We start from the raw sequence: 19826 nt of genomic DNA on the forward strand, positions 1-19826 counted from the left end.
TTAACTCAACAACCTTTCTACCCACTTTAAAACTAGGCGTGTATCTCGGGTTTGAAAGCGCTGTTTATTGGGTATGTAGTAGCAAAACTCAGATTCAACTGTTTGAGTATTAAAGCTTTTAAGTAATTCAGTATTTAATAGCCGTTGCACAAGAGTGACTGAGCAAAATACCAGTCCTGAGCCTGCCATGGCTTCTTGAATGCCAAACAGCTCTTGGTCAAAGGTTTTGATAATAAATAACGCAGGATCTAAGTTGTTTTGAGTAAGCCATTGTTTAAGTGGTGGCTCGCTCAGGGCGTTGTTTTTCCATTTTGTGGTATACAGCGTAACAGGGCCATTTTGCCAAGGGGTATCTGCTGCTTTGTATGAGCCGAATACGTTAAATTGCTCAGTTTTTATAATGTCGTCGGCGTTTATATTGTGCTGCTGGCCAAAGCGAATAGGTAAGGTGTGCAATTGTTTATCAACGGCTTCACTGGTTGATATATCTACCTCAAGATTAGGCTGGTTTATAGATAATTCCTGCAATGCGGGAATTAAGCGCAGGGCGGCCAGTGACGAGGTGGTGGTTATTTTAACGGTTGCGCCTGTGGCTTCAACTTGAGCCAGCGCTTGCTCGATGCGGTTAAAGCCGTCACTTGTGGCCGCACTTAAATACTCACCGGTTGGCGTGAGGGTTATTTTTCTAACTTGGCGGTAAAACAAATCCACATTTAAACGGTTTTCAAGGTTATTTATATGGTGCGAAATCGCGGTTGGTGTGATCGATAGTTCATCGGCCGCGGCTTTAAAACTGCCTAAACGCGCCGCCGATTCAAAGGCTTTAAGCGTTTGTAGTGATACTTGCATAAAGTAGCATTCGCAACTAATAAGAATAATTATAGATGAGTATAACTTATTTATAGTTGAGGTTAACTCGTTTGTGAAAAGCTATTGTTAGTTAGATGATTGCCTCACATTCACTACGAGGATAAACATCATGACACCCTACTGCATATAGATGCAAGCGTAAGAGCCGCAAAAAACGACAACCCAAGCCACGATTCAATCTCTAAAAATATTGCTAAGTGTTTTATAGAGAGCGTTACGCAGCACCAAGCTATAGATGAGTATATTTATCGCGATGTAGGTGTGAACCCGCCGCCTTTTATTACCCAAGACTGGATAGGCGCGGTATTTACCCCAGAGAATAAAAAAACTGCAGAGCAAAAACAGTTACTGGCCCTGTCAGACACATTAATCGCTGAAATTGCAGCCGCTGATATTATTGTGATTTCCTCGCCTATGTATAACTACGGTATGCCAGCGCAGCTAAAGGCGTGGTTTGATCAAGTAGTGAGGGTCAATAAAACCTTTGATTTTGATCTTTCCCGTGGTGACTTTCCGCTACAGCCTTTGCTCAGTTGTAAAACATTGGTTGTGATCACCTCAACTGGTGAGTTTGGTTTTGAGCAAGGCGGCATACGTGAGCATATGAGTCACTTAGTGCCGCATTTACGCACTTTAAGCAAATATTTAGGCGTGAGTACAATTTATGAAATTGCCTCCGAGTATCAAGAGTTTGCTGATGCTCGCCATCAACAATCACTGGAAAATGCTTATAGGCAAGCGGCAGAGCTTGCTGAGCACCTTAGCTCTGTTACTTAACGGCTCCCTGAAATTGCGCTAAATCTAGTTTTGTTACGGCTATATCTTCTTTATTAACTGCGTAGCTTATCCATAAGCTGTTTTGCCAAATATAGCTTTTTGGGTAGCTGTAACCAATACGTTTATATTTACCTTGGTATTGCATGGCCGGTAGAGTGTGTTGGTCTCGTAATATATAAGCGTGGTCAAAGGTGTAGCCGTCTTGGCTTAAGCTTACAACTAACGGTAGGCGGGTTTTATTACCGGTTGGATTATTAACTATATAGGCCATGCCATTTGGCAAATTACCTGCACTTTGTTTTGCTCTTGAGTCTGGTATATTGGTGGTGATTGCATCTGTCCACGTGGCTCCTTGGTCATGGCTACTGGCGGCTAAAATTTTATAACTGCCGCCTTGATCTCGAAAGGTCATAACCACATCGTTTGCTTTATTAACAAACCAGCTAGGCTCTAGCTCATCGCTAACGTGTTTACTAAAAGGTCGGTTGTTAAACTTACCTGCTTGCCAACCCGAAATCGCCAATGGATCATCAGTATAAAAAGGGCTTGCCACCAATCCTGGTTGATGGTGAACCGCTGTGATAACTCGGCCGCTGGGTAAGGCTTTTAAATCTTGTTCAATAACGCCTTTTAGCGGTGTGCCTGCTTTATTTAAAACCGGTTTAAAGTCACTCCAATTAATACCATCTTGGCTTAAAGCGTATTCAACATAGCCTACTTTTGGGCTAGCATCTTTAGGCCAAACATTGATAAAGGCGACTAAGGTTTTTGAATCACTCCACCACCCGCCACTAGTGACTATTGCATTTTCTCGTGTTGGTGCGAGTAATTGAGCTGTTTGCCAAGCTTGGCCATCTTCACTTTGGCTATATAAAACATGAGTATTTGGGCCATCTTCGTCTTTTTTTGAGGATTGCCATTGGCAATATAAGCGCCCTTTAAATGCAAATAGCACTGCGCCATGGTTGTACTGAGCCTTGCCTTTTATGGCTTTAAATACCTCAAAGTGCTCAGTATTGTTAGCTTTTGAAAGTCCCAGCGTAGAGGGCTTAGTGATATCGATTAATCCCTCTTCCATTTTAAAGGCGGGAGCCGTTGAATTATCGGTTGCTATCACTGAGTGCGACAAACCGCTTAGTATCAATACGGCTGTACACTTTACAAAATAGGGAGTCATATCAAAGTACCTAAAGGCTAAGTTATCGTTATTATGAGGTAATTATCGTTTTGTATTATTTTTTATACTAGCAAGTCCTCAACTGCGCGGCTACTGGGTTTGCATAAACAGAGTTTAGACATTAGTCGGTTGTATTGTTTTTATTCAAAACGTAATGGGGGTTTACAAAAGTGAGTTTAGTTTGCGTGTTGCAAATGCAAAAATTTATATTTTTAATGATAAGCTAACAACCACGCGGCGGCCGAATTCTTCTGCTTTGAGTAATGAACTGGCGTCGTCAGTTTTTGCTGTACGGGTCAGGGTTTCGTTGGTGGCATTAAATAGATCTAAGCGAAGGCTGGCATTTGCTGAGTAAAACCAGCTAAAGCTTAAATCTGTGCTGGTGTAGTCTTCAACATAACTACTGGCATTATTACTAATGTCGCGTTGCTCCAAAAAGTCACTACGGTAATTAATATTAAATGCAGCTTGCCATTTTTTATCACTGACTAAAAAGCGCAGGTTACCTGTCCAGTCAGAGACTCCTTCTACTTTAAAGTGATTACCAGCTGAGGTGCTTACATCTGCTTTGTTGATATGGGTGATGCTTGCTGATAATTGGCTTTGTAGAAACCATCGGCTATATATCGGTAACTGCCACTGACTACTGGCTTGTAAGCCTTTTATCTTGGCTTTGCCATCGTTAGTACGTTGCAATGAGTTATATTGCAGGCCTTGATAATTTAAGCTTGCTGTTTGCTCAACAATAAAGTTATTCATGTGGTGATTAAAGCCCAGCAATTGTGCGCTTACGCTTTGTTGTTGCCAGTTAACAGAGAGCGTACTGGTATTGGCTATAACCGGTTGCAAATTGGGGTTACCAAGCTCTGCATAAGGTAAACCACCTGAGTTTATATGCAGTTTTGGGTTTAAATCTGAGTAATTTGGCCGATTTAAAGCGCGGTTAAAGCCCGCCCGCCATTGCCAAAATTGCGAAGGCTGCCATTTTAAATTAACGGACGGTAACCAAGTGTTATCTTTATTGCTGCTATTGATGGGCGCTAATTCCCCTGTTGTTGCAAGCTGTGAGCCTTTTGTTTCACTTAATGTATTGCTGTATCGCAAGCCTGTGCTTAACGTTACTTGCTCAAATTGCCACTTTGAAGAGATGTATCCTTCCTTTGATACAAAGCTTACTTTGTAACTATTTAATCGGTCACTATCGCTCATTTCAGCGAACGATAAATCAATATCATAAAGTTGAAAAAGGTCACTTTTTGGGATTAGCCAAGGCTGTAAATCTGCGTTCATAAACTCAGCTGAAAATTTATTAGTGATTGGTTCAAGCCAACGACCATCTAGATCTGGTAGTTGCTCTAAAGCTAAGGGCGATAAACTTATATCTTTGCGGGTGTAGTCATAATGTTGGGTTGAATGTAAAAAGCCGATATCCAGCGCTTGTAAGCCCCAATAATTTTCACGACTCCAATGACTATCAATGCCCCACTCGTCCACTTCATTAAGCACATTAATAGTGCGTTTGCTCATTTGATTAATATGTGAGTAGCTACTTACCAACCCTAGGTTGCCTGCAAAATTAAAGCTATCAACCGATGTATTTTGTAAAACAACGTCTGCCTGCATAGGCGAAATAGCCCCATGAACGCGAGAGATAGGTTCTTTGGTTTTACTGTTTGCTGTACTGCTACTGTAAAATGGCGAAAGCGTTAAGGGTAAATGCGCACTTGGTTGCCAGTTAGCATCAACTTGTATGGTTTGGTTGGCATAATATAAGTTGGATTCTTCACGGCTAGTTTTGGCATTTACATCGTTAAATACAAATTGGTTTAGGCTATTATTTCCATCGTTAACCTGTGCTTGAGCTGACTGACTTTGTGGGTTAATTGAAATACGGTGCTCATCAAACGAAAAGTCAGTATCTGATCTAAACCACAGAGTATTAAGCTTTAAACGCTCAGTAGCTTGCCAGGCTAAAGCGCCATAATATGTTGCGCGAGTGCGATCTTCGTTTTCTATGGTCAGTGCTAAGCCATCTGTAGGCACCAAGATGTTTTTATTAATATCAGGCCATTGGTAAGGCTGCGGTGCGCCGCCATTTTCTCCCCAGTGCCAGGTTTCAAACTGAAACTGACGTTGCAGACGGTTTTCATAGTTCATTTTTACCATCACAGCTAAGTCACCATCTGCTGTTTTGGCATTGCCTGTTAATCCAAAGCTTGGTTGAAGGTTTTGTTCACCTTCAAGCGCAGCGGTGGTGAGCATAACTTGTAGGTTATTGTCTTGATAAGCAAGGGGGTCATCGCTGAGCAAGTTAACTGTAGCGCCTACTGCACCACTAGGAAGGCTTGAGTTTGTGGTTTTATACACCGCGATATTTGAAAATAACCCTGCGCTAAATATATCAAAGCGATGTTGTTGCCCATATTGGTTTGAATTTCGAACGTTTTCGGTATTTGCAAGGCGATGACCATTAAATAGCGTTAATTGATACTCAGCACCCAATCCCATCGCATTAATATTGAGGGCTTCACCGCGATCGCGGGTAATGCTTATGCCGGGTACTGCTTGTAGTGCCTCGGCAAGATTTTCAGCTGGCAGTTGATTGAGCATTGCGCCTATTGCTATTTCGCTTTGCCCTACATAGTTACTCTTTATTTGTTGGGCGTAGTTAATTGCTTGTTGGTAATTGTGGTTATAGGCATCACCATTGGATGGTGTAGGTAATGACTCGGTTACTATTACTTCTTCAAGCACTGGAGTATTGTTAGTTTCGGGTATTGATATTGCCGGTGCTGGTACTGATGTTGCGGTTTGAAAAATAACGATGCCAGAAGCGGTTTTTTGCCAGCTTAATTGCCTAGGAGTCAGCCATAAATCAAGAGTTTGCTCAAGTGTGGTTTGAGTACTGGGCTCAACGGTTAAGCCTGCTAGTAATGAGGTATTGTATATTATCGCAGTTGAAAACCGTTTAGATAGGTCAGTTAATTGTTGTATCAAACTGGCTTGTGCGGCCTGTGTAGGAATAGAAAAAATAAAAAGTGCTACACATAAAAAACTGCTTATACGTAACATTTATGAACAGCCCTGCTATTTTATTAAAACTATAGTGTGCAGAATATAAATGAATAATTTATGACAAAGCCTGTTAACTGCAAAAATATGTTTAAGCTAGTTTGTCTCTGTTTTTTGGGGGGCTTGATTAGGGCGAAGCATTAACCTTCATTTTTTGTTTGAAACCGAGTAAATAAAGGACATTTAAATGCTCTTGGAGAAAACCAGATATATGCTCACCTCCTCTCCTATTGTTGGGGGAAACGGCTAGTTAAGTATTTTAATAAAATGGTTTGTGACAATAAGTTATTAATTGATTCTCTGAACAGGCAAGGCATGCACGTCAGATAAATGCTTATGAGAATGTACTTTTTGCATATTTTTCCAATGTGTAGGTGTACAGCCTACCATTCGACTAAACGCCGCTGAAAATTTACTTGGGTTACTATACCCCATTTTTCCTGCTACATGTGTTACGGGAAAACCTTTTGATAGAAGTTGCTTGGCTTCGCCCATTTTCATTTTCAGTAAATATTTATAAGGTGTGAGCCCTGTACTATTCTCTAATGCTTTGGAGAACCGCCGAATTCCCATGCCAAGTAAATCAGCTAATTGCTCAGTTTTAATATCATTTTTAACTTGTTTTTTTATATAGTTATCTAAGTAATTAATCTGGCGGTGACTAAGGCATAGCTCCTGTCGTGTCTTGAAGGTATTAACCGATAGTTCAACAATTCGCTTGAGAATTATAGCAACACCTTCATGGATGAATTTTGAGCACTTCGCTTCGTTTTGCACACATTGCCAAAGAGCAAGTATCACTGAGGTTATCATTTCATCTTCTACAACATTAGAACGATAAATTTGATTCTCTGGCTGACAAAAATGACAGAATCGCTCTGTATCGATAGCGATGCCTAGCATTTTTACATCTGGAGAGCTAAATGTACCACTCTCATGAGGCGCAGTTATAAGAACTTCTCCTTGTTTCCAGCGCCAAGAAAGTTTTCCATATTTCACTATACCACCACCATTAAGACAAATAGCTATCTTGAGGTACGTACCTGTAATCATTTCCCCCGTCATAGCATGAAATGATGAACACATAAAAATAATACTGTCATCATCAACGCTAACAGTAGATGGCAAAGCTGCATTCTCTGAAAGGCTTGCCAATATTTTACTTCCGGTATTCATAACACCTCGTTTGAAAGAATAATATATTTCCCAAAATGGAGCTAAAAAACATTTTGGAGCGGTATTTATTTGGTTGGTATTTAGAATTTGTCTCATTCTTATTAAATACGAGTAACCTAACTATGCCATACAAGTTATCGCGCAGTACTTTTTTATTTCGAACAACGGCATTGGGAATGATGTTTACCTCTTCATTAGCCATGGCCGCAGCCCAAGAATATGATATAGACACAATAAAAAAGCAACAGCACCAAAACAAAGCTTCAGAGCCGTCGATGGAAAACATCGTTGTTACAGGAACTAAACGCAATACAAACTTATTAAAAACTGACGTTTCAGTCACACTTATTGATTCGACAATAATTGATGAAGCCCGAGTCCGTGATTTTACTCGTATCGATGATTTAGTTCCTAATGTACAGTTTAGTGAGTCAGGTCAAACAGGTAGTGTATACATCACTATTCGAGGTGTTGAGTCTAACCCGTTCATAGTTAACCGCGCTGCTGTTTACATTGATGGTATTCCATTTAGAGAGTTGAGCAATTCTGTATTGAGTCAAGTGAACTCTATAGAAGTGCTTCGAGGACCTCAAGGAACACTTTACGGTGCAAACTCTGAGTCCGGTCTTATTATTGTCAATACAAAAACCCCATCAGAAGTTGTCGAGCAGAATTATCGTGTGTCGATGTTAGATTATTCATCAGGGCAGGGCTACAAAGGAACGGGCTTCATTGGTGGACCGCTAGTTCAGGGGGAATTAAATGGTTCACTTTCATTCAGTACGTCGTCTGAAGACGCATATATAAAGAACATCGCGACCTCGACGGGAGAAAGCGGCAGTATCAGAGAAGACTTTGTGCAAGGGCGCATTAATTGGACGCCATCTGACACACTGACAGTTAATGCAACGACTTACTTGTTAGAGGAAGATGCGCCCGGCTTGTTTGTACAGCAATATGTACCGTTAAACATAAGTTTATACAATAAGCTATATGCGGACAGTATGAATGGGGGACGCCGACTCGATGAATGGACCACATTTGAAGATTCGCCTAAGTATACTTCGTCTGATGAGTTCGTTGTAGGGGTTAGTGTGACTAACAATACTGATATCGGAGCTATAGATTTAGCTGCTTCATATCGCTCCAGAAAAGAAGATTCAAAAGGGTTAGATTTCGACTTTACAGCAGCTCCCTATGTCTCTGGGCGAGAAGAAAAAAACGAGGACTATAACAATATTGAACTTCGCTTTACCTCTTTGGAAAATGGCACCTTTGATTACATTGTAGGTATCTCATATTATGAGGAATCTGTAGAAAATACCAAATCTACTTTTATGGGCAGTGGCGATTTAAACAGTTATCTGGCTGCACCAATGCAATACAAAGAAGGTAAAGATAAAAGTATCTTTGGATCAGTTAATTGGTATGTCACAGATAAATTAAAGTTTGGTGCCGGTATACGTTATGATAATGCTCAGCGCTCGGCAGTGCAGACAGCTGGGTATCTTGATCTTGGTTTAGGCACTATTACGCATTACCAAGATGCTGATTTAACGAAAAGTTTCAACAACTGGTTGCCCAGACTATCAGCTCTTTATCAGCTCAACCCGCATTTGTCATTTCATGCATCTGTATCTAAAGGTTACATTCCGGGAGGGTTTAATCTTACAGCTATTCAGGACGATATTGTGGATGACAGTGTTTTGTCATATGAAAGTGAAACGCTTACCAGTCACGAATTGGGTTATAAATGGCTATCTGGAGATAGAAACTGGCGATCGTCTGGTGCTGTCTTTTATATCTCGTCTGATAATTGGCAGGAACTGCAAGTAGCAACTGATGCAAATGGCCGTCCTGTGAGTTCAGACTATATAGGTTCAGAAGCATCAATTACCAGTAAAGGAGTTGAGTTCGAAGTAAGCTGGCATCCTAGTGAGGCATTTTCTCTCAATAGTCATTTGGGGTATGTCGATGCAGAGTATGACGATCTTCAGACTAGTGAAACATTTAATGCAGCAGGTCTTGCTGTTCAATTTGTACCCCAATACGACGCAGGTCTTGCTGCTCGTTATAGTTGGGAAAACGATTTCTATATCAGAGCAGAAGCCAATTTCACTGGCAAAACGTCACTACGAGCTAAGGGCGATATTATTCAAGGGGCTGTTACAACATTAGGGTTCCAGCTTGGTTATGATAATGGCAAGATGGCGCTGCGTGTGTTTGGCGAAAACCTTACTGGTGAAAGGCGAGCAAGTGGGTTGGCAGTTGAAAATATGGCATTTGGTACAGACGGCCTATTTTACAGCCCCTTGGATAAACCACGTATAATAGGATTAGAAGCTGAGATTTGGTTTTAAGTTTTTAATATTATTTTGTATTTGCTGACGGAGTTTAAGTAAATGTGCGCAGTTATTTTTATATGTCTTTAGGGGGAGTTGCTGTAAATTCTTTTGCTTTGAATTTTTTGGATATTCAAAGCAAATTTTTCAATTATTAACCGTAAAAAGAATACGTTCCAGTTATTATAAGAAGTATGAAGCTAGATTTATCAGAAAATAAAGTGAAATCTCTCTGCGATTATTCTATTTAAATTCCAGCTTTGGATCAGCTGACAATACAATACTGTCGTTATATTGATTGAGTTCAAGTTGATTCAACTGTGCTATTAAAGACGCTGCTCCAAGCACATCCGCAGTTTTAAAGCGACCGCTGACGCGCAGGTCCGCATCCACATTACTCAGAACTAGTGGTTTGTCGGTATAGCGATTAAGTTGAAAAATAGCATCGTTAATGGTCACATTCTCTAAATCAAGCCAGCCTAATTGCCAATCTGGTTGCTGTTCTTTAAAAGTCGTTACAATAATTTGCTTGGCATCAACGCGGGCGCGCTGTCCTTTTACTAATTCTACTCGTTGTGAGTTATCGCGGGTGGTTACCGCCACTTTGCCATGAAATACATCAATCGTTGTTCCACTTAGGGTTTTGTCAATATTAAACGCGGTGCCTAGCACGCTAACTGTTGCGTTACCGGTATCAATGGTAAATGGGCGTTGCTCATCGCGCTGCACTGCAAAGTAGGCCTCTCCTTTGCTTAAGATGGCTTGTCTGGTTTTATCATTTTCATGAAATTGCAGGTTAGTGTGCGTATTTAATGCAACTTCAGAGCCGTCCGACAAGGTAATATCGGTTGCTTTGGTCGCTGTAAATTGCTGTGTGGCAATGAAAGTTGCTGTTGTTGGGCTAACCTCAGGACTTAATGTTGCCACCCCGACTACCGCCATGATTATACTCGCCGCAAGCGCGCTGCCCCAGAGCCAAAAGTTAGTATGGGTGTTGGCTTTTATGTGTGTTGGCGCTGCGATTTTAGTGGACGTATCTAGCATTTTAAGTGCTTCGGTAAGTGCTGCATCTTGCCAAATCGCTTGCTTGAGTGGATCTTTATTTTCATCGTCATGTTTGGATGAGGTGACCATGTTATTTCTCTATCTATCTCTATTATTAATATAACGACTTAACGTTCATTAAGGGGACAATTAGTCGGCAATAAATTCGCTGATTGCGTCTTTGAGCATATCCATCGCGCGGGAAATATGCTTTTTTACCGCCTCTTCTGATAACCCTAAGCTTTGCGCTATTTGTTGACGGCTTTCGCCATGTAAGCGGCGACGAATAAACACATCACGGCGCAGTGCTGACATTTGCGTGAGCACTTGCTGGTATAAGCGCAAACGTTGTTCCTGCTCAAGTAAATTCTCAAGTGACAGCGCATTACTTTCAGGTTCGTGCTCTAAGCTCTCGGGAGATTTATTTTGCTCTCGATGATGATCAATCACTAAATGTTTTGCCATGCGATAGCCATACGCTAACGGGTTATCAATATGCGCCGAACATTCAATTTTTAATGCTTTCATCAGCAATTTTTGAAATAAATCATCGGCATCGGCCTGCTCACCGACAGCCCGACGAAAAAAGCTTTTTAGTGCATCTTGGTTGGCAATAAAGCACTTAACGAGGGGTCTATTTTGTTGACCTTGTGCGTTTATTAGCGATGGCGGCGTTTGAGTTTGAGGCATCAGTTCTCATCATTATCTATAACATTACATTTTTAATAGACGCTCATACTAGAGCAAAGGTGACACCTTTTTTATGATGATTTAATGACACTTTTATGATTGCAGTGTCGCAAAACCGACACAAAAACTTCATCGAATAAATACGTCCCCTATTAATTTTTTGCAGCGTCATTAGGAGCGAAATCAATTTAAAGTCGTAATACATACAACAGGAACAACATGATGACTAAGCGAATTTTTACCCTATCACCTTTAGCATTGGCACTAAGTGCGTTATTTGTCGCGCCAAGTTACGCGCAAGACGCTGAAAATGAAGAGCAAGCGATGGAGCAAATCGTCGTAACGGGTAGTTATATTAAAAGTTTAGAAAAAGCGATTGACCTAAAGCGGACAAACATTGGTTTTTCAGATTCGATTGTCGCTTCAGACATCGCTGATTTTCCTGAACAAAACCTTGCTGAAGCATTGCAGCGTATGCCTGGTGTGACGATTGAGCGAAATAAAGGCTTAGGTCAAAAGGTGAATGTACGTAGTTTGCCGAGTGAGTTTACTTTTGTATCGATTAATAACCTTGCTACGGCATCCGGTAGTGGCGGTCGTGATGTTGAATTTGATATTTTTGCGTCGGAAATTATTCAAAGTGTTACGGTAAAAAAATCCCCCACTGCTGCGGATGAAGAAGGCGGTATTGCAGGCTCGGTTGCGATTACCACAGCACGACCATTTGATTATGAAGGACGTAAGTTAGTCACATCAGTTGAAGGGGCTTATAATGATATTTCTGAGCAGACTGATCCTAAATTAGCATTTTTAGCCAGTGACACATTGGGTGATTGGGGCGCACTTGCCTCTTTTGCTTATTCGCAGCGCACTAACCGTACCGATAGTAATTCTGGCATTAACTTTCGTCCGCTTTCTCGTTGGTTAGAAAAGTCAGGCTCATCACAATGGCAAGCCGATCAAGCGGCAGACGTTTTAGAGCGTGATACAGGTATTAGCATTAACGATCGTTTGGATAGCGATGAAACTAGCCGCGTAGTGTTTATAGATAAAGTGGGCGACCGTGCTTATCTTACCGAGCAAGAAAAATGGGGAGCAACGTTATCATTGCAATATAAACCAAGCAGTGAGTTTAGTTTAACGTTTGATGGTTTATTAGGTAACTTTGATGATCACGAAGATGAATACGATGCGGCGGCTTATACAGCATCAAGTATTAGTTCGTTAGAGCGTGTTAATCAATACGACAGTTCAACCCTTAGCGATTACGGCATCACTGTATTAACTGACGTTGATTATGCGGCTACACAGCATGAATTTTTAAGTAAAGAAAACAGCAGTGATACTGACTATCAGCAATTTAGCATTGCGATGGACTGGTTAGTGGGTGAGTGGGATGTGTATGGTTTAATCGGCTACAGTGGCGCAGATAAAACAACCGAGACGACCAACTTAAAGCACACGGCTTATCGTGCAACACGTTCACGTTATACCAGTACCGGCGCAGAAACTATCCCAAGTGATAACCCAGATACTTTTGATATGTATAACTCACCAGAGGCTTATTTATTTGATTATAACGAAGTAAACCTTGAGGCTATTTCTGATGATAAATACGCAGCGCAATTGGATTTTTCACGTCAGTTAAATTTAGAGTTTTTCCCTGCGTTAAGTAAAGTACAGTTTGGTGCTCGTTATACAGATAAGTCAAAACAACGCGACTACGGTACAAACCGCGTAACGGGCCCATCAGCGGGCGACTCGTCTTGGGTCGGCACGCGTACCCTTGCTGACAGCCAGCTTAGCAGTATTTCAGATCTTGTTAATGGCGGTGAGTACTTGTCTGAGGTGTCTTCTAAGCAAGATTGGAGTCAAATTTCAAATAGCTATGCCCGCGACCAACTGAGATATACAGGTTTTGCCGTTGATTTTGAACCCGATCAATACTACCAAGTAGAAGAAAAAACCACGGCCATTTACGCTATGGCTGATTTTGCGTTTGATATCGGTGATATGCCAGCAACCTTGAATACCGGTGTACGCTACATCGAGACGGACGTAAATTCATCGGGCTATCACCAAGTACAAAATGATGATGGTTCAACGGATTACACCTCAGCGCCAGTATCAAAAAGTGGTAACTACTCGGATGTATTACCTAGTGTTAACTTTACCCTTGAGCTTAACGATGACTTAGTACTGCGTGCTGCGGCTTCAGAAACATTAATGCGCCCTGCCCTTACCGATATTGCTTATAAACGCACAGTGAGCTTAAACGAGTTTAAATACCGCGATGGTAATCCAGACTTAAAACCCACTTATGCTGAACAATGGGAAGTGGGCCTAGAGTGGTATTTAGAAGAAGGCGGTTTATTGGCGGTTTCTTATTTTGAAAAAGAAATTGAAGGCGTAGTACGTGAGTCACTTACCGGCGTTGTGGAAGGCGTAACAAAATACAACGATAACGGCACGGTGGATGGTGTGTACGACTTTGATGTTTATCAAAAAGTGAATGCTGAAGGGTCGTATGATGTTAGCGGTATTGAATTTATTGCGCAAATCCCATTTGTTCGTTTTAGTAGTATGTTAGAAGGTTTTGGTGTTAACGCTAACTACACTACGTTAGATAACTCATTAACTGGAGCTTCTGATTTAGGCATTCCAACGCCGCCAGAAGGTCTTGCCGATGAAACTTACAATCTGACTTTTTATTATGAGAATGAAAGCTTTGATGCGCGTATTTCATATAACTACAAAGATAAATACGTAGAGTACATTGAGCGTGATATGTACCCAGTTTACCGTGATGCCTACGGCCAAACAGATGTATCACTGGGCTACAATATTAATGATTCAGTAAAAGTGACGCTTGAGGGCATTAATATCACTGGCGAAGAAACCAAAGGCTATACTTTAGATCCTGCATTCCCGACTATGTATGAGTTTTCAGGACGTCGAGTATCGCTAGGTTTAAGAGCTATTTTTTAACGGGTTCAATGTATAAAAACCGGAAGCTTAATGCTTTCGGTTTTTTTGTTTTAAATGTGATAACAGGGCATTTCTATGAAGTTATTTCTACCTTTAATACTGTGTATATTTAGTACAACATTACATGCTGATCCACTAAGTAATACGCAAATTGCCTTTGTCCCCGACATTCATTTTCATGATATTTATGGCGATTTTTCAGCTGAAGGATTTAACGGTATTGAGCTTAATAAAGGGGCTAAGCCCGTTAGTATTCGTAGCATGCAGGCGCAAATTCACTCCACGCGATTATTTAATGAAAACTATTTTGCATTAATAGCCACTTTAGATGATATTGCCGCCAAAGGAGTAAAGTTAGTTGCTCTACCCGGTGATTTTACCGATGACGGTCAGGGCGTTCATTTAAATGGTTTAAAAGTTATTTTAGCGGATTACGCTAAAAAATATGACATGCGATTTTTTGCTACCCCCGGTAATCATGATCCGGTTAGGCCATTTAAAAGTGCTGGCGGAAAGTCGGACTTTTTGGGCTCTGACGGGCAACAAGTGGGGATTTATTCAACCGATCATCCACGTTGTAAAGAGGATGCTAAAGATAATGATGCGTTAGTATGCAGCGATAAAATCGCTCATGCTGGTTATCAAGAAATTGTAGATATAATGGCGCCATTTGGTTTGCAGCCAGATAACCGCGATTTGCTGTGGGAAACACCATTTGGCAAGCAGGCGTTGCTCACTGATCGCAGTTATACCCAATGCTCGCAGAATGACCAATCACGTTGTAAGCAAGTACCCGATACCAGCTATTTAGTTGAACCTGTTGCAGGACTTTGGTTATTGGCTATTGATGCGAACGTGTATATCCCAAAACTGGAAAATGGCCATTTGATCTTTCAAGGCTCGGGCAATGCAGGCTATAACAAAGTGCTGACTGAAAAGCCTTATTTATTAAAGTGGATCACACAAGTAGTGCAAAGGGCAAAAGCACAAGGTAAAACCTTGGTTGCGTTTAGCCATTTTCCGATGGGAGAGTTTTACGATGGCCAAACGCAGTCGATTAAATCACTGTTTGGTGATACGGCTTTTCAGTTAGCTAGAGAGCCTAGTCGTGATACTCGAAAATTACTCGCTGAAACTGGTTTGAAACTGCACATTGGCGGGCATATGCACATGAACGACACATCGGTCATTGAGAGCGAGCATAACACCCTATTTAATATTCAAGCACCTTCTATCGCGGCATACCGCCCTGCTTATAAGTTAGTCACACTTAATAAACAGTTAGCAAAGGTGGATACGATTACGATTGATAACGTTGCCCAGTTTGACCAACTGTTTAGCGCCTATCAAAAAGAGTATGACTATCTAAACAAAAATGCCCCAGAGCAGCTGTGGAATAACCGTATTTTGACAGCCAAAAGCTACCACAGTTACAGCAAAATGCACTTACAAGCTTTGGCGAAGTGGCGGTTTATTCCTCGTGAGTGGCCACAAGGCTTTCGTGAGCAAGTATTGAATATGTCGTTATTAGAGATCACGGCTCTGTTTAACAATGATAGCCAGCTATCTAAAGTACAGCGCCAAGGCTTAAAGGCTAAAACAGTGCTCGATTTTATCGCTGACTTTTACTTAGTGCGCAATGCTGGCTCACTTGCCTTTACTGATATTACAAACAAAACCCAGCAAACATATCAAGCTATGGCTAAGTTATTAAATAACAATACAAAGTGCGCAGCTAGCAACGACAATAAAGGTAAAAACATTTGTCAGCTAAAATCAGCCCTAACTCAAGCATTCAGTATCTACGATAATCTCAGTCATGCCCTGCCCGATCAGTGCTTGATTATTGATATGTCAGAAAATAAGTCGTTGCAAAACTGTGCTACGGATACTGTATCGCCATAACTCCGGTTTTAATCATTTGTATTATGTAATGGGGGTTTACAGTTAAATGGTTAGGTGTAAAGTTATTAAAGGAGGTGTGTGTCGATTTTGGTGAAATTGTGTCGGCTCAGCCAAATATTAATGCATAGCGTAATTTAAAGCGCTAAATTTCATATCAACAGTTCTGAATCTAAGTGTTGATAAGGAGTTTAAAATGAAAGTAATAAAAAAACATTCATTGCATTAAGTTTATTAAACCAGAACACGGTCGTAGCCTTGCACATGATGATAAACTAAAGCCGCTGTTAAAAATTTAGATAGTTAAATACTTTTTTATTTGAATTCAATAGTGAACATTCAAGAGTGAATAAGCTTTAACTTGATATGACAGATTCGATAATTAACGAGCTCGTTCATTCATAGTCTACTTTGATGTAAACCTATGGTGCACACAAAATCAGGGAACCTTTCGAGAACAGCTAAGCATAAGTATCTACACTTTTGGTCAATGCAGGGTTCATGGCTTTGCCTTGTAATTTTTGTAAGTCGGTCAGTACATCGCGAAAATTTTCTGTCGACTGGCCTGTACTTTCTCGATAGGCAATTCTATTTTGGTAATAGTCGATGAAATTTATTTTTTCATCCTGCACAGCTTCCATCTGCGCCTTAGTATTTGATGTTAGATCAATACCATCAGCTGGGAACACAATATAGCCTAAGGGAACCTCCCCTGCTTTCACCAATTGATTATATTCTCGGCGCGACATATTGGTAAAATCGTAAACGTTGTTGGTGTCTTGCTCGTTTGTAGCTTGAAGCGCTGCGGGGAGTTGCTGCGCTTTATTGCCGCTGCTTGGCAATTCATTGCCTGAGGTGCTAACACGTTTATTCTCGCTAAGTGGCGCTAACGCTGAATTTGATTGGACTTGCATTATGACTCCCTGGTGTCTATCCGTGATTTTTCAGTTTGTATCTATAGCAAAGCAAGGGGTATGCCAGTGACGCAGTAACGTTGATTTCTTGATGTTACACAACGCAAGGTAATTCAACAAAATATGAAAAATAATCGCGCCTAAGTGTGCCTATAAAAAAGCGCGAGAATATTAACCCTCGCGCTTAAGTTATACATTATTTTTGCTTTAATTAAATATCAAAGCGGTCGGCGTTCATTACTTTAACCCATGCATTTACAAAGTCTTGCACAAAACGCTGTTTGTTATCGTCTTGAGCGTAAAACTCGGCAAGGGGTCGTAAAATAGAGTTAGAGCCAAATACTAAATCTACGCGGGTTGCGGTCCATTTAGTATTACCAGAGCTGCGTTCAACTATATTGTAGGTACTTTTGCTTGCCGGTTCCCAGCGATAGTTCATATCCGTAAGGTTAACAAAAAAGTCATTTGTTAAAGCACCTACATTGTCGGTGAACACACCATGTTGGCTACTTGCATGATTAGTGCCTAGCACACGCATGCCGCCAAGCAGTACGGTAACTTCGGGTGCAGTTAAGCCCATTAATTGGCTGCGCTCTAAAAGTAACTCTTCGGCTGATACAACATAGTCTTGCTTTTGCCAATTTCTAAAACCGTCATGAATTGGTTCAAGTACATCGAACGACTCTGCATCGGTCATTTCGTCCGTTGCATCACCGCGCCCTGGTGCAAATGGAACTGTTATATCAACGCCTGCCACTTTTGCAGCCTGCTCAACGGCTGCAGTACCACCAAGGACGATTAAATCGGCTAAACTAACTGGTTTGCTTAAGCCTGCTTGAACTGTTTCAAGTGCGCTTAATACTTTTGCCAAGCGCTCAGGCTCGTTACCTTGCCAATCTTTTTGTGGGGCTAGACGAATGCGTGCGCCATTGGCACCACCACGGTGATCTGAACCACGATAAGTACGCGCGCTGTCCCATGCGGTGCTGATCAAATCACTGGCGCTGACGCCACAATTCAATAGCTTAGCTTTTAGCTCACTAATTTCAGAGTCAGATAAGGTGTAATCTACGCTTGGGATCGGATCTTGCCAGATCAGATCTTCGCTTGGTATATCTGCACCTAAATAACGTGATTTAGGGCCTAAATCGCGGTGCGTAAGCTTAAACCAAGCGCGCGCAAAGACATCACTAAAATATTCAAAGTCATTATAAAAACGTTCGATAATTTTGCGATAGCTTGGGTCCATCTTCATTGCCATATCGGCATCGGTCATAATCGGGTTTAAGCGAATTGATGGATCTTCAACATCAACCGGTTTATCTTCCTCTTTAATGTTTACCGGTTCCCACTGGTTTGCACCCGCTGGACTTTTGGTAAGCTCCCATTCGTAATTAAGCAAAAGGTGGCAATAGCCGTTATCCCACTTAGTTGGGTGGGTTGTCCACGCGCCTTCAATGCCTGATGTCATAGTATCGCGGCCGATACCGCGCGTTTTATGGTTGTTCCAGCCAAGGCCTTGCTCGGAGACGTCTGCTGCTTCTGGCTCAGGGCCTAAGTTCTCTTCGCTACCATTACCATGGGTTTTACCTACAGTGTGACCACCTACCGTCAGTGCTGCGGTTTCTTCGTCATCCATCGCCATACGGGCAAAAGTTTCGCGTACTTGTGCTGCGGTTTTTAGTGGATCTGGCTGGCCGTTCACGCCTTCCGGGTTAACGTAAATTAAGCCCATTTGCACTGCAGCTAACGGGTTTTCCATGGTGTCTGGTTTTGCTACGTTGTCATAGCGTTCATCACTTGGCGCAAGCCATTGTTTTTCAGCGCCCCAATAAACGTCTTTTTCTGGATGCCAAATATCTTCGCGACCGCCGGCAAAACCAAAGGTTTTTAGCCCCATGGATTCATATGCCATATTGCCAGCTAAAATGATTAAATCAGCCCACGATAATTTGTTGCCGTATTTTTTCTTGATTGGCCAAAGTAAGCGGCGTGCTTTATCGAGGTTGGCGTTATCTGGCCATGAATTTAGCGGAGCAAAACGTTGGTTGCCTGTACCGCCACCACCACGTCCATCGGCTAATCGGTAAGAACCTGCTGAGTGCCAAGCCATGCGGATCATCAAGCCACCATAATGACCCCAGTCAGCAGGCCACCAATCTTGACTCGACGTCATCAGGTTTTTTAAATCGGTTTTGACTGCTTCAAGGTCTAACTTTTTAAACTCTTCAGCGTAATTAAAGTCATCGCCGTACGGATTAGTTTTTGTGTCGTGTTGATGAAGAATGTCGAAATTTAACGCATTCGGCCACCAATCAGTATTTGATTTAGACGATTGTGTGTTACTACCGTGCATAATTGGGCATTTACCCACACCTGAATTGCTCATTTTTAGCTCCTTTATCGGAATATAAAACTCGGTCTATAAATCGCTATGTTGAAAAGCTTAGTTCATAACAATTAACTTACTACTGAATGTAATACTTTGATTGATAAACCTTGTTGAAGTTCATCCCTTGTACCAATATAGAATATTAACGATAAAAAACTAGATCTAGATCAATACTTTAAAACGATTGCAGCTATCAATAAATCAGATGCCCCCTTTAAAAACTGTAAAAAAGGTACACATCAAATGAGTCGCCTAGGCTCTTTATTATTAATGAAGTTAGTTTATTTTTTGTAAGCAAAGTAACAAATTAATATTCGAAATTTTTTCATAAAGCTACTAAAAAGGCTAAATTCACCTTTTATTTGAATCAATTATCTAAGCAGTGTGGCCTATAACCTACGGTTATGATCAGGCTCTTTTTTGTTAATTGTCTTATTAACTTTTATTGTGCACTGTGTGAAATGCAATCAACTTACAAACTA

The 19826-nt window shown here is 41.3% G+C and carries 12 protein-coding genes; 4 read left to right on the forward strand and 8 right to left on the reverse strand.

Annotation, left to right across the window (positions count from 1 at the left end):
* Positions 1–849 carry a LysR family transcriptional regulator gene (locus NDQ71_RS21705; protein ID WP_192540147.1) on the reverse strand — a complete coding sequence of 283 codons (849 nt, stop codon included), beginning with the start codon at positions 847–849 and terminating at the stop codon, positions 1–3.
* Positions 850–957: 108 nt separating this feature from the next.
* Here NDQ71_RS21705 and NDQ71_RS21710 point away from each other — a divergent pair, with 108 nt between their 5' ends.
* On the forward strand, positions 958–1647 hold the full coding sequence (locus NDQ71_RS21710; RefSeq protein ID WP_192540230.1) for an FMN-dependent NADH-azoreductase: 690 nt from the start codon (positions 958–960) through the stop codon (positions 1645–1647).
* Here NDQ71_RS21710 and NDQ71_RS21715 read toward each other — a convergent pair.
* From NDQ71_RS21715 to NDQ71_RS21725, 3 genes are all read right to left on the reverse strand, one after another.
* Entirely contained in the window at positions 1640–2824 is a 1185-nt protein-coding gene (locus tag NDQ71_RS21715; RefSeq protein WP_301562713.1) for a sialidase family protein, read from the reverse strand. The genes NDQ71_RS21710 and NDQ71_RS21715 overlap by 8 nt on opposite strands.
* 204 nt (positions 2825–3028) lie before the next feature.
* Positions 3029–5896: a TonB-dependent receptor gene (locus NDQ71_RS21720; RefSeq protein ID WP_301562714.1), complete on the reverse strand. Its 2868-nt coding sequence runs from the start codon at positions 5894–5896 to the stop codon at positions 3029–3031.
* A 288-nt stretch (positions 5897–6184) separates the two neighbouring features.
* A complete protein-coding gene (locus tag NDQ71_RS21725) occupies positions 6185–7072 on the reverse strand; it encodes an AraC family transcriptional regulator (RefSeq protein ID WP_192540150.1) in 888 nt (295 codons plus the stop codon).
* Positions 7073–7107: 35 nt separating this feature from the next.
* On the opposite strand from NDQ71_RS21725, the gene NDQ71_RS21730 reads away from it, so the two are divergent.
* Complete coding sequence (locus NDQ71_RS21730; RefSeq protein ID WP_301562715.1) at positions 7108–9432, forward strand: TonB-dependent receptor; 2325 nt, start codon at positions 7108–7110, stop codon at positions 9430–9432.
* A gap of 225 nt (positions 9433–9657) precedes the next feature.
* On the opposite strand, the gene NDQ71_RS21735 is transcribed toward NDQ71_RS21730, so the two are convergent.
* Positions 9658–10548, reverse strand: a complete 891-nt coding sequence (locus tag NDQ71_RS21735; protein WP_301562716.1) for a FecR family protein — start codon at positions 10546–10548, stop codon at positions 9658–9660.
* A 60-nt stretch (positions 10549–10608) separates the two neighbouring features.
* Complete coding sequence (locus NDQ71_RS21740; RefSeq protein WP_301562717.1) at positions 10609–11148, reverse strand: sigma-70 family RNA polymerase sigma factor; 540 nt, start codon at positions 11146–11148, stop codon at positions 10609–10611.
* A gap of 219 nt (positions 11149–11367) precedes the next feature.
* Here NDQ71_RS21740 and NDQ71_RS21745 point away from each other — a divergent pair, with 219 nt between their 5' ends.
* Positions 11368–14136 carry a TonB-dependent receptor gene (locus NDQ71_RS21745; RefSeq protein WP_301562718.1) on the forward strand — a complete coding sequence of 923 codons (2769 nt, stop codon included), beginning with the start codon at positions 11368–11370 and terminating at the stop codon, positions 14134–14136.
* Between the two features lie 75 nt (positions 14137–14211).
* Positions 14212–16041 (forward strand): metallophosphoesterase family protein, encoded by a 1830-nt coding sequence (locus tag NDQ71_RS21750; protein ID WP_301562719.1) that lies wholly within the window; start codon positions 14212–14214, stop codon positions 16039–16041.
* Positions 16042–16499: 458 nt separating this feature from the next.
* Here the strand turns inward: NDQ71_RS21750 and NDQ71_RS21755 are convergent, their stop codons facing one another.
* Together NDQ71_RS21755 and katG are read right to left on the reverse strand one after the other, a co-directional pair.
* Entirely contained in the window at positions 16500–16952 is a 453-nt protein-coding gene (locus tag NDQ71_RS21755; protein ID WP_192540156.1) for a hypothetical protein, read from the reverse strand.
* A 211-nt stretch (positions 16953–17163) separates the two neighbouring features.
* On the reverse strand, positions 17164–19341 hold the full coding sequence (gene katG / locus NDQ71_RS21760) for a catalase/peroxidase HPI (RefSeq protein WP_301562720.1): 2178 nt from the start codon (positions 19339–19341) through the stop codon (positions 17164–17166).
* Between the last annotated feature and the right edge of the window lie 485 nt (positions 19342–19826).

It is taken from the genome of Pseudoalteromonas sp. KG3 (assembly GCF_030436385.1).
Classification (GTDB): domain Bacteria; phylum Pseudomonadota; class Gammaproteobacteria; order Enterobacterales; family Alteromonadaceae; genus Pseudoalteromonas; species Pseudoalteromonas prydzensis.